The organism is Bacillus sp. SIMBA_154 (genome assembly GCF_046536015.1).
GTDB lineage: Bacteria > Bacillota > Bacilli > Bacillales > Bacillaceae > Bacillus > Bacillus pumilus_P.
On record NZ_JAWJBV010000768.1, the window covers coordinates 1 to 228 of the forward strand.

Here is a 228-nt window from a genome sequence, read left to right on the forward strand (position 1 = left end):
GTTTAATTCTTCTAACCTATCAGAGTCCTTATCTTCAGCTAATAACTCACGGCGCTCACGTATCAATTGCTGAGTACCGTGGTCTAAGGTTGTTAAAAGGCCAAACATATCACTAGTTAATATCCCATTCACTGTCATTCCCTTAGGTGATACTCTAGGCTGACTAACAGATATTTTTTGGGAATGCTCTGAGCGAGTAACAACCTGAATTTGCTCTTGGTCAAGCTC

1 protein-coding gene is annotated in these 228 nt (G+C 40.8%); it reads right to left on the bottom strand.

The window, feature by feature from the left end; all coding sequences use genetic code 11:
• The coding region (locus tag R0K30_RS23970) for a hypothetical protein (protein ID WP_410613584.1) at positions 1 to 228 on the bottom strand (228 nt) is incomplete at both ends.